6 protein-coding genes are annotated in these 12115 nt (G+C 65.8%); 3 read left to right on the forward strand and 3 right to left on the reverse strand.

Annotated features, from left to right (window positions below; genetic code table 11):
* Nucleotides 1-1672: 1672 nt before the first annotated feature.
* Both ACFYP3_RS35680 and ACFYP3_RS35685 read right to left on the reverse strand, forming a co-directional pair.
* Nucleotides 1673-1843 carry a hypothetical protein gene (locus tag ACFYP3_RS35680; RefSeq protein ID WP_388842062.1) on the reverse strand — a complete coding sequence of 57 codons (171 nt, stop codon included), beginning with the start codon at nt 1841-1843 and terminating at the stop codon, nt 1673-1675.
* A gap of 394 nt (nt 1844-2237) precedes the next feature.
* A complete protein-coding gene (locus ACFYP3_RS35685; RefSeq protein WP_388842064.1) occupies nt 2238-2525 on the reverse strand; it encodes a hypothetical protein in 288 nt (95 codons plus the stop codon).
* Nucleotides 2526-2912: 387 nt separating this feature from the next.
* Between ACFYP3_RS35685 and ACFYP3_RS35690 the strand changes: the two genes are divergently transcribed.
* From ACFYP3_RS35690 to ACFYP3_RS35700, 3 genes are all read left to right on the forward strand, one after another.
* On the forward strand, nt 2913-3404 hold the full coding sequence (locus ACFYP3_RS35690; protein ID WP_388842066.1) for a hypothetical protein: 492 nt from the start codon (nt 2913-2915) through the stop codon (nt 3402-3404).
* Between the two features lie 1506 nt (nt 3405-4910).
* Nucleotides 4911-6164, forward strand: a complete 1254-nt coding sequence (locus ACFYP3_RS35695; RefSeq protein ID WP_388842072.1) for a protein-glutamine gamma-glutamyltransferase — start codon at nt 4911-4913, stop codon at nt 6162-6164.
* Between the two features lie 2890 nt (nt 6165-9054).
* Nucleotides 9055-11310: a cellulase family glycosylhydrolase gene (locus ACFYP3_RS35700; protein WP_388842068.1), complete on the forward strand. Its 2256-nt coding sequence runs from the start codon at nt 9055-9057 to the stop codon at nt 11308-11310.
* Between the two features lie 280 nt (nt 11311-11590).
* Here ACFYP3_RS35700 and ACFYP3_RS35705 read toward each other — a convergent pair whose 3' ends face one another.
* Nucleotides 11591-11758: a hypothetical protein gene (locus ACFYP3_RS35705; protein WP_388842070.1), complete on the reverse strand. Its 168-nt coding sequence runs from the start codon at nt 11756-11758 to the stop codon at nt 11591-11593.
* Nucleotides 11759-12115 lie beyond the last annotated feature (357 nt).

The following is a 12115-nucleotide window of genomic DNA, read 5'->3' on the forward strand; positions in this document are numbered from 1 at the left end:
CGCGATCTCCCACAGCCCGTCTGGAACAATCCAACTCCACGTGCCCCGCCCCATACCGACGTCAACGACGCCTCACCACATAGGACACGGTCTTAGGCACAGCGTCGATGTCGGCGGCCCGGACGGTCAGTGGGGCGCCCGCGGCGGCCGCCCGGCAGTGGTCCTCGGCAACCCCCAGAACTCAGCCGCGATGGTCGGCGCCTCAACCGAGACCTGGAGGGCGTGGACATACTCCCGGTATTGCTCGTCCGTGATGCGCTGCAGGATAAGCGAGGTCTCCAGCAGGGCCAGGAGCGCCTTGTGGCCGGGTGTGGTGTCGAGGAATCTCGGCGTGGGGAACGCTCGGCGGGTCCTGGCGGTGGCTGGCAGGACCACAGCCGTCCGCAGGTCACGGGCGCGGGCAGGGCATCCGCGAGCTGGACGGAGTTCTCCTCCGCATGGTCCCCGGCGTCGATGAGGAGCCACGGTAGGACCTGTTCCCCCCTCTGGTGCGCTTCGAGAAGCAGCTCCCCGAGGTCGGCGGCGACGGCGGCAGGAGCCTGCCAAGGCGGGTGCCCAGGCTGGTGGTGAGGATTGCGCAGTAGTCCGTCCATCCGCAGGTGCCCAGTGACACGCCAGGTGGTGAGGTCGGCGAGGAGCAGGCTCGTTTCATCGGCTCCCAGGGTGTGGCCAGTCCGGGATACGGGGCCTGGATGTTCTGGAGTTCCTCGGCGGTGGCCGGGGATGTCTGACGGTCCATAATCCAGCTCCGGGCATCAGGGTCGGCGATGAACGGGGCGAGGGGTTCGGCGGGTTCCTCCAGAAGGAGCGTGACGCCTTCGGTGTCCGTGAGGTGGGGCACCGCGCAGTGCGGGCAGATCGCGGCCGCTGCCGGTGGCGAAGTTGGGCAGGGTGCGCAGGACATGGTCGATGAGCTCGACGCCGGCCGGCTCCGAGGCCGCGGCGAGGGTCTGCTCCGTGTCGGTGGGTTCGGCGTCCTGGGGGATGGTCTGCTCGGCGCATCGCTGGCGTCGTTGCAGGATGCGTCGCAGGCCCAGGGCACTGGCGAGGGAGGGGGCCTGCAGCGTGCCGATACCCGCGGTCAGTGCCCAGTTGATGTCGGCAGTCTGGCTCTTCAGGGCCAGTGCACAGAGGCATCGGAAGTGATGGCAGCCGTCGGGCTTCGCTGGGGGAGCTGGTCGGCCGGCGTTGCGGCCGGCGTGGAGGTCGAGGCCGCAGGCGTGGGTGCGCCGGTGTCCGGGACAGGGGAGGTCGTGACGGGCGGCGTTGCAGCCGGCGACGTGGCGACGTGGCGGCTGACGGGGTCATGGCATGCCCCGCCCGTCGGACCTGACTCGCGCGGGGGTGGCGCGGGGGCGCGGGCGACGAGGGAGTGCCGGCCTGGGGGAGGGGCGGGGTAGATGAGATCTGGGTCGGTGACGGTCCCTACGGCGTCGGGGAGGTGTTCGCCCTGGTTGAGTTTGAAGATTTCCGTGTACCGCTCGGAGTCGCCGAGCTGGTCGGTGGCGATCGAGGACAGGCTGTCGTCTTCCCGCACGCCGTACTCGATGCGTTTGCCGCCGGCCGATTGGGGCGGGGAGGGTGAGCATCCATCCTGGGTGGATGGGGCGCTCGGCATGGAAGACACAGCCGTACACCATGTGTGGTCCTCGTTGAGTGCCGCGATTTCTTCTCAGCGCTGGGCGTCGCCGAGGTTCTGTTCCGCGGTCGACCACAAGCTCTCGTTCGGCTTCACATCCCCCACGGCGTACGGTACCGGCGTAGTCCCGCGGTCGGCGGCGGCCGCGGTGCCTATGACGGCGCCGTTCTCGGCCGTGGCACCAGGGACGGCGGATTCACTCATGCTCACTTGGGCTGAGAGGCTTGCAGTGGCGGGCGCGGCGCGGTGATGGGCAGGGCCAGCAGCCCCGCCCCGACGAGTGTGGCGGCGGCCCGTTGTCCGACCAGACCGCGGATTTGCGGGGCGGCGCGGCCGCGGAGTTGGGCGGGGATTTACAGCAGCACCGCGCAGGCGAACAGGGGCCAGCCGGCCCATCCGGCGATGGCGACACCTGGCCGGCGGCGTCGGTTGAGAACAGGGAGCCGAGGGCCGCTACTCCGGGGGGGCCACCCCAGCAGTGTTGGCAGGCTGGCGAGGAGCGCGGCCAGGACGGTGAGGCTGAGTAGGCCGCGGACCACGGCGGCCGCAGTCTGCGTGCCGTCGCGCGCCGGACGTGACGGCTTGGAGGTGGGCTTCGTCATGCGCGGGTCCTTGCGGCCGCAGGCGGGGCGTCGGTGGAGCGGGGCCGTCTGGGCAAGTCCACTTCGGGAGCCAGCGCCCGCACTCCGGCCGCGATGCCGTTGTCGGCGTCGGACCCGTCGGCGCGCAGCCACAGGTCGACGAACAGCTCCGCCGCACCCCGGGGATCGGCCGGAGTGCCGGCTTCGGCGGGGTGCGGCGCGGGCGCGGCCTGCACCACGGCGGTCGGCGGCGCGTAGAGAGTGGCGGCCAGGGCGAGAGGACCGGCGCCCAGGACACCCCACATCGCCAGGCGAACCAGCCGGGGCCTGCGCGGTGCCGTGTGGACCGGAACGGTCTCGGGGCGAAGCTTGCGCAGCGGCGGCAGCAGAGATCGATCGGCGACACGGCTGCGCCGACTGCGAGGAGGAGGTGTGGGAGCCATAGGGGTGCCTTCCGGGTGAGGTGTTGTGCTCTGCCCTCACGAAACGGCGGCTTCCTCACCAGACGGCTCACCAGGACAACCCCCGCCGCATCACGACTGGAACCAGCTCGTGGTGGTGACTCCCCAGGACCTCCCCACCGCAGGTCACAGCCTCACGACGGCCCCCCGGTACAGCCGGAAGGCTTCCGCGCGCCGAATGAATCGTGGCGCACGCGGAGGAGAACCTCCCCGGCGCCAAGCACGACCGCCTTGATTCAACTCGCCCAGGACATGCCGCCCGCGGTCCTCGCCCCGCTCCTCGGCCTCCACGTCACCACCGCCCTGCACGGGCGACCGAGCCACCACCGACTGGACCGCCGACCTCCAGGCACGCCGGCGTGCCCTCGCGAACGGACGGCCGACTGCGCGACCGTGATCGTTTCTTCAGGGGGAACGGCAACCCAGGTCTACGACTCCGAGCGGACGCCGTGGTCGGCGGCGCGGCGCGGGGCGTACGCGAACGACCAGGGGTCCCCTGACACGTTGATCGCGGTCTCGGCCGCCTCCAACCGCTCGAAGGCGGACAAGGATCCGGCGGAGTGGCTGCCGTCCGACGGCTCCTACCACTGCACGTACGCGGCGACCTGGGTGGGAACCAAGCTCCGCTGGGGCCTGGCCGTCGACGACGCCGAACGACAGGCCCTCCTCGGGCTCGCCGAGGACTGCTCCACGACCACCGTCGTCTACGAGCCCGCCCCGTAGGGCCGATGGCAGCCGCACACGGAGGAGCGGGTGCCCCTGCCTTTGACGACGACGACCTCATGTTGCCCTCCCACCGCAGTGCCTGGCGGCCAGGTGATGCTGAGAGTGAGGTCACACCGGAAGAGGCTGCGCTCGCTGGTGAAGAGCCGCCCTGCAGGAGTACCTCCGATTCTTCCGGCAGGCCACGCGAGCAAGTCCGCCGTGCGCGGGGCCAGTCCCTCCGCCTGCTCCGGCCCCGCACCGATCAGCGTGGTCAGACAACGGCATGGCAACATGCAGTCACAAGATCTGATGGCGATAGCAGGTGCCTGTCGCCTAACTTGCCGAGCCACTTCGAGCTCTGGGAGCGAGCGGAGCTGGTCGCAGGGTCTATGCACGGGGCTATACCAGCCTTCTTGTGGGAAGCCGGGATCAGCGGCAGCCGCAGCGGCGGCGACGGAGCGGACGCGAGGTCCCTGGCGGCGATTGGCGAAGAACACCCCATGCGCCGCCGGGTGATGGATCGTCCAACTGTGCCCCGAGCATGTCGCCGGAGCTCCTACAGCCCGATGCCCCCCGCTGACGGGAACCCTTGATCCCCAAGGGGCGACGAGGTAATCGAAGCCACCGCGGGATTACCCGCACCATCAGTACCCGACTCGCCGCGGACCACCCGCCCGGCGCAGGAACGCTGCCTTATCGCATCCCCGCGCTGGGCGCGGTCGAATTCATGGCCAGATACCGTCCAATGCGGCAGGGTGGCTAGTTTTAAAGCCAGGATGTTGCAGGAGAGTTACCTCGAGGCCATGATCGCTGCTCGTACAACCTGATTCCCATCCAGGAGCCGAGACGTGATACCCGAACCACTCACCGCGCCCTCACCGGCGTCACCGTGACCCCGGTCCTCGCCCGAGCTTTCACCCCGGGAGCGCTGCGCCTGCGATCACCGACACCCCACGCCACGATCAACGCGGACGACGCCAACCCCTTCCGCTGGGGGGGGGGGCACCTGCGCGCCAACTTACAGTTCAAGCGTCCGGCCTGCCCCTGTGCAGGGTTTCGGTCCCTGGCCCTGACGAACCACCTCGCGCCATAAAAAATCGAGGGCTTCAAATCTTCGTCCGTGTCCGATCCAGGGGTAAATTCTACGGTTCCTTCCTCGGCACGGACATCGCCGTGCGCATAGTCGGCCACCCCGGCCAGGCCCGCCGGGCTGACACCGACTTATAGCTCCCATACACGCGTCGAAGTCCGCTACGGCGATCCGAACACCACGATCAGGTCCGCGTCGCCGCCTCGACGGCAACCCTGACGTAGCCGGCCGCCACGCGGTCATGAACGGCGAATAGCTCCCGCCACCTCGAGCACTGCTTGCGTTTCCGTGCGCAGCACCTGCGGCCTTTTGTATCCGCTCAGGGCAGCGCGGCCAAATTCATGATCAGCGGCCTACCCGAACCCGTTCATTGCCTACCGCTCTCGCATGCCTTCATTTCCTGATTTTTCAACAAACTGGAGTTATTGATTTTAATGCATAAACGTCGCGAATTCCTTACCCTCGCCACTGTGGGTGCGGTCATATGCGCTGCCGGCGTTGCGCCCTCGGTCAGCCAGGCCGCCAGCGTCCGGGACGGTGAAAAGAAGGGGTCTTACGCCGAAACGTACGGCCTGACGACGGGTGACGTTAAATATATTAACGAACTGAACGAAAGGGCCCTGACTGCAGGCCTATCAGGAAAGCCTTCGGCGGATTCCCCGCCGAGTGCCAACGCTTCCTTCCGTGACTCCGAATCGGCCGGCAACAGGGAAATCCCTCCTGCCGAGCCTCTCAACAGGACGCCTGACGCGTACCGGGCCTACGGAGATAGGGCAAGTACAGATGTCAATAATTACATACGCAAGTGGCAGCAAGTCTACAGCCACCGGGATGGCAACATACAGCAAATGACCGAAGGGCAGCGAGACAAGCTGTCCTACGGCTGCGTTGGCATCACTTGGGTGAATTCGGGCCCCTACCCGACGAACAAACTGGCGTTCGCATCCTTCGATGAGAACAAGTACAAGAACGACCTGAAAAACACGCATCCTCGCCCCAATGAAACACAGGCTGAATTTGAAGGACGCATCGCCAAGGACAATTTCGACGAGGGAAAGGGCTTCGGGCGGGCGCGCGATGTGGCAGCTGTCATGAACAAGGCTCTAGAAAATGCACACGACGAAGCGGCTTACATCAACAACCTTAAGGCCGAACTCGCAAGGAAGAGCGACGCTCTCCTCGGCGAGGACGGCCGCTCGAACTTTTACTCTGCTTTAAAGCATACGCCCTCCTTCAAGGAGAGGGACGGCGGTAATTACGACCCGTCCAAGATGAAGGCAGTAATCTACTCGAAGCACTTCTGGAGCGGGCAGGATCAGCGGAGCCCCGACAAGAGGAAGTACGGCGACCCGGACGCCTTCCGCCCCAACCAGAGCACGGGCCTGGTGGATATGTCGAATGACAGCAATATTCCGCGCAGCCCCGCAAAGCCTGGCGAAGGGTGGGTCAACTTCGATTATGGCTGGTTCGGGGATCAAACAGAAGCAGATGCCGATAGGACCATATGGACCCACGCCAACCACTATCACGCACCCAACAGCAGCATGGGCCCGATGCATGTATACGAGAGCAAGTTCCGAAGCTGGTCCGCCGGATACGCGGACTTCGACAGGGGGGCGTACGTAATTACGTTCATACCCAAGAGCTGGAACACCGCCCCTGCCAAGATTAAGCAAGGCTGGCCGTGACAGAGACAGGGATAGGGACACCCCTAGCCAATGTCCTGAAGATAGGCTTGAGCAGGCTGTAAGGGGCGAACACAGAACGTAACAGCGCTCGCTGCTCTTGCTCTCTGTAGCGCCGTACCGCTTCTAGCCCAATTGCAGGAAAACCTGGACGCCACAATGCAATGATTGCACGCGGGCGCATTGGCTGAGCCCCCGGGTTCGGGGGCTGAGGGCGGCCCCGCGGCACGCGGCTGGCGATGTATACAAGACGAGGTCCGACAGCGGGAGCAGCGCGTAGCGAGGGGCGTTCACTCCCACGGGAGTGAACGCCCCTTCGTATCTCTCACGCTCCCCTTCCCAGGGGCAGCTGCTGCATGGGCGCACGGCAGCATGCCTGTTCAGGCCGCATTGAAGCGAGACGGCCTATGCCTACCCTCCCGCCCTGTTCGGGAGTTGGGTGGCGTGGTGGATGGATGGTCAGGCCGGAATGGGTCAGTAAGGAGCCTTCCCCCGTAAGGGGGGCACGCGGTTATGGATCACGCGGCGAGCGTTTTAGCGCTGTGGTGTCGACGTTCGTATTCGTCGGGGCTGAGGTGACCGGTGGCAGAGTACCGGCGACGGGTGTTACAGCGGGTCAGCCGTCTCGCCCTTAGCGGTGGGGCCAGCTTCGCCGCCCGTTCTTTCTCCTGCTCTGGACGGACATGCCCGGTGCTGTGGGGCAAGGGCTTCGACGGCAACAGCTTCCTCGCAGCCGTGAACACAACCAGCGCTCAGGGGCTGTGCAGGCTCTGGGCCAACCGCCGCGCCCCGGTCCTGACGCGTACCGGCAAGGGCTCGTACCTCTCGGTGACCGGCACGGAGAAGGCCCGTGTCATCGAGGCGGCCATCACGGTGACCTGCGCGGACGGGATTCATCTTCACGGGCTCCTACCTGCACAGCCACCAATCAGGGCGTCCCAGGGGGTGAGGTCGGCGCCGGCGGGCCTGGGGCATGGCCGCGCCCTTAATGTTCCCGTGGTCAGCATCGGTATCTCACCGCGCGCCGTCGATCTCGCCGCCGCTCTACCCCCAACTTCCCGTCGCCCGGCCGGGCCGCGTTCCGGGTGGGTACATTTGAGCGGACCGGCCTGCCGGACGCCAGCGCCGGCCACCCGTCCGACCCGCTTGCCGCACCCGCCGAGGTCCGACGCATCCTCGCCCCCCGGAGCGCGTGCCGTCATCACCAGGGCCGTACGACCCGACGCCGAGCCGGCGTGGCATGACCAGGCCCAAGTGGCCGGGCTTCACGTCGAGCACGTCCAGGACCGGTGAGCAGCTTCGCCGTTTGGTGGACCATTCCTTCCGGGGGCCGCTCCACAGACACCCCGCACGATAGGTACCGTCTGGAGTAAGCCCGAACGGAGCGTCGTTGCTTCGCTGAACGGCCATCCCCGCAAGCCCACCGCGACGGCCGCACCCTCACCTGGAACGCCACTGAATGGGCCGAATTGGACCGCGGCCCGCCAGGGCCTCCTCACCGGAGCCGAGTTCGCACGACTCTTCGGCCCAAGGACAGCAGTTGGGTATCGAAAGCCGCCACTGTCCCGCCTGAAGGCTTCCCCGCACCCGTCGAATGGGGCGACCCCGAAAACCGCCGTCGCCCCAAAGGCGCCGCAGCGACGCCCAGCGCTACGCCGACACCCGCACGCAAACCCTGCGGCACCGATGAAGCCGTCCGCGACCACACCAAACAACCCTCGATCCCGCCCACCGACGGGCCATCACCCACTGGCACAACAGGCCCGCTCGCTACTGGACGCACATGTCTCTAAGCAAAGAGATATTACAAAGAGCTATCATCTGGCGTTCCGGAGTGTTACCCCGCCCAGGAACCCGCAGCAGATCGGTGTCGACCGAGAAGTCCGGTCGGGCCTTGGCCTTTTGACCAACCACGCCGGTCTGGATGCCGGGCGGTGGGTGCCTACGGCGGCCCGGGCCGCCGTGGAAGGCCTCAGTTACCGAAGAGTGAGGTGATCACCTCCTTGGTTCCAGGGCCTGAAGGCGACGCCTCCCCGCAGGCACGTCTGGATCCGCTCGACTCGGGTCGGGCTGAAGCCCGACGTCGCGTGGGCGATCGACAGGACACTTCCCGGGCAGCAGCTAGGTCCGGAGATAGGCCACGGCGTCCTGCCCCCACCCGTCGTCAGGGATCACGGAAGAGCCTTGGAGGGAACACGGCCACGGGCTGCTCCCGTGTCAGATGCCCGTGGGCGACAAGCCAGGCCGCGTCCGTGACGTCGGTGATCCACAATGGGGCAGGACGCTGTTGGGCCCCGTCGAGGTGACTGGGCCAGGGCAGGCGGCCCCACAAGGTGGTCGATGCCTGTAGGCCACCGGAACGAAGCGCCAGAGCTGCCGAACGGCGCCCGGGTGTTCTGCGCGAACAGACGCCTCTGCTCTGAGGGCGAGGCAGGCGCCGCCGCAGCACGTCCAGGACATGCGATGCCCGCGGCCAGAGCCTGCGTGATCAGCAGACGATGGGCGCACGCGATCTTGGTGGCCGGGGGCTCGCACAGGACGAGTTGAAGAGCCTGCGGCGAGGTCCTGGCCAGAGACGAGGCACCCCGTCGCCCCTTCTCGCGTCATGGCGGGCAGCACTGTCGCTCTGCGGTTGGCAACGGAAAACCATAAACCTCCTGGCAGCAATGATCACGAAGAAGAAGCTCTCCTTGCCCCGCTGCCCCGCTGCCCCGCTGCCCCCGCACCGGCCCAACGGGCTGCAGTCAGCACCGGCTGCCTCACACCGCCAATGTCAGTGCTTCGTGTAAGGCGCCGTCCTTCCTTTCGTAGAGTGGAGATTCTCATGAGCAGACCCACAAAGCCGCAGTCCTGGGCGTACGGGGGGCCTGCAGGAGGCAAGAAGCGAGCACGATTGCGCGAGAAGGCCTGCGGGGCACTGCTGGCTGCCCGGGTGCGTCCCGCGTTGCCGGCCATCGCAGCGCGCCGTGCACTGGCCAGCACATTGCCTCCGAGGACGGCCTATGCGCGGCGGGCCGTGCGGCGTCGCCTGGCCGTAGCAGCGGGCGCGGGCGTGCTCCTGCTCGCGGTGTGTGTGCCTTCTGCCGGTGCTGGCGCTGTCCCGCACACATTCCCCGACAGCACGCTTGCGGCACATGTCTCTCTTGCGCCAAGCACCGTCGTCTCGAACGACCAGGTCTTCGTGGACGGCTACGGCAGGCAGGTGGTGATGCGCGGTTACGCGGTGTCAGGGTCCGTCAAACTGAAGGAAAGCGGCCTGCTGCCCTTCCGTAACCGCTCGGACGCCGCCGCCTCCTTCACAGCCCTGAGGCAGGAGGCCGGCTCAAACGTGGTGCGCTTCCAGCTCCTGTGGGAGGGCACCGAGCCCACCCCGGGCACCCTCAATACGGTCTACCTGGACAAGGCGATCGCACAGATCCACGAAGCCACCTCTCGCGGGCTCCGTGTGATCGTGGAATATCACCAGGACCTACAGGGCCGTGCGCTGTTCAAAGCGAATTCAAAGTACACGGGTGAAGGAATGCCAGATTGGGTGATCGGCGGCCTTGGACTCACTGGCACGGAAAACTGCTTCGCCTGTAGTGTGGAGGAGGAACAGTGGGGTCAGGCGAATGTGGCAGACTTTAGCGGAGTGAGGCGCGCCGCTCAATATTTCTGGAACAATCAGGCGATTGTCGGCAGTACTGTCGGAATTCGGGACTCCTTTGTCCGGCACGCGAAAAGGGTTTTGGCTTACCTGAAGTCCAAGCTGAAGGATGACAGCTGGAAATGGATTGTGGGCTTCGAGCCGATCAATTCGCCCATTGACGGCGGGATGGATAAAGGTGTGACCTCGCAGCAGTGGGACGAGCAGACACTTTGGCCGTTCTACCGCAGCATCCGCAAGGCAATGGATGAAACGGGGTGGCAGGAAAAGCTAGAATTCGCCGAGCCGAACGTTTTCTGGAACAGTCAGATCGGCGACATCAAGTGGAAGAGCGTCATCCCGATACGGTTCCCCTCCGCGCTGGGAACCAGCCCCGACCCCCAGCACACCTTAAGGATTGTATTCACGCCTCACTACTACGACGTCCGGCGGGCACTACCCGATGACCTTCGTCCGGCAGACGCGGATGTGCCGGCCGCCAACGGGGAATACCTGAGCGCCTTCGACAACATACGCGCTGCCGCGCGGACGTGGGGAACCCCGGCATTCGTCTCCGAGTTCGGCGCCACCGTAGACCGGAGTGGGTACAGGGACACAGCACGCGAACTGGCGGCTATGTACCAGGGCATAAATTCTGGGCAAGGTGTAAGCCTCGCCCCCGACGGGCTCGACTACTACGCGCCCGTGCTCTCTGGTACCCAATGGCACTGGGACATCTACCGCAACCACCACAATGAACTAAAGAACGGCAACCCAGACAAAGTTCAGATCGCTGGCGACGCCTGGAACGGCGAGGACCATTCCGTAATCGAGCGCAATGACGCCCAAGTCATCAAGCCGATGATTGATCGGAACCTCATCGCGCAGGCCTACCCGCAGGCAGTCCAGGGAGGCCTGCTCAATTTCCAGTACAACTCGCATGCGACCGACAGCCCCGACACCTCGCCCAAAACCGGAACCGCGCTCAACTGGCTCCAGCTGTGCCCGGGCGGCGGCCAAAACTGCTACTTCAAAACCGCTAGATTCCTCTTCGAGGCCTGGAAGGGACGCAACAGCGACGCGCCTACTCAAACATATCTGCCCAGCCAGTTCGCCCCCCCCACTACCACGGTCATCACCGATTCCGGAATTTATAAAGCTGCCAATCTGTCCGCCACGCCAGCCGCAACAGGCAAGGCCAACGAGGTCGTCCTGCGCGGCGAGCCGCACACCACCAACGCCGGCCGGCAGTTGTTATACTGGACCGACCCGCTGCCCCTCGGCACCAGCGTCGACAAGGAATCCAGGCATTTCCTCCTCGTCATCGCCGACACTCCCAACACATTGAAAGCGCTGGGATACGGTACCGAGGCCGAGCGGCAGGCCTTCCTCAGGAAACTCCAGGCAGACTTAATCACCTCTATGAATAAGGACACCAACCCCGTTCGCCTGGCAAGGGCAACGTCGGTCAGGGAATCTGTTCGGCTTGATCACGTGAAGCCCAGGGCGGTGGTCGGTCGGTGAGGTAGCCGGCGTCGTACCGGCGGCCAGCGCGATGCTGATGGGACGCTGGGCCGGAGGGCGTCGAGAACGAGGTTTGCGCAGGGCCGCCATGGCGCCGGCAGCGGTGCTGTGTGCATCCGCGAGGCGTCCCGGTCCAGGAAGCTCGCGGACTGGATCTTGGTCTCGATGTCTCAGTATTTATGAACATGGGTGCGACATTCGGAGTGTCGGCCTGGGGGCGTAGGGGATGGAAGCTGTCGCGGGTGAGCTGGCGGTCCTGACTCGGCGGCTCTCGTTGCGGTCATGCGCAACGACGCATGGCCAGCAGCAGTACGTCCCGCCAGAACATGTTCTTCAAGTACCGGCGCAGCAGCTGGCCGATGCAGCGTCGGCACTCGAGCAGCGAGGACAGGAAGTACCCGCCGTTGACCTTAAAGATCGGCAGGTCCACGTCTTGCGTGGTCAGCACCTTCTCCCCGGTGCCCGTTGCGCATCGTCGTGCGGGTCCCTGTCTGACCACCGGGACCCCACCGCGACCGGGCGGCGGCTTCAGCCTCGACCAGTTCATGCAGGAGCCCCTGAGTCAGAGCCCCAATCAATTCTGCCCGCCGTGCACAGCGACTCCATAAGCTTACGAAGTTCGCTGTTACACCACTTGGCGGGAAACCGTCCCCGCCTCAGCGCTGTGACTACCAGCTGGTCTTGCGGTACAGCTCCCACATCTGCATGGTGGTCTGCGGGTCCAGCGCCCGCTCGGCGCCCGCGATGTCCTCCTGCGCGGCGACGTACAGCTTGCCCTGCCACAGGGGCAGCAGCCGGACGTCCT

The organism is Streptomyces sp. NPDC005533 (genome assembly GCF_042871845.1).
Classification (GTDB): domain Bacteria; phylum Actinomycetota; class Actinomycetes; order Streptomycetales; family Streptomycetaceae; genus Streptomyces.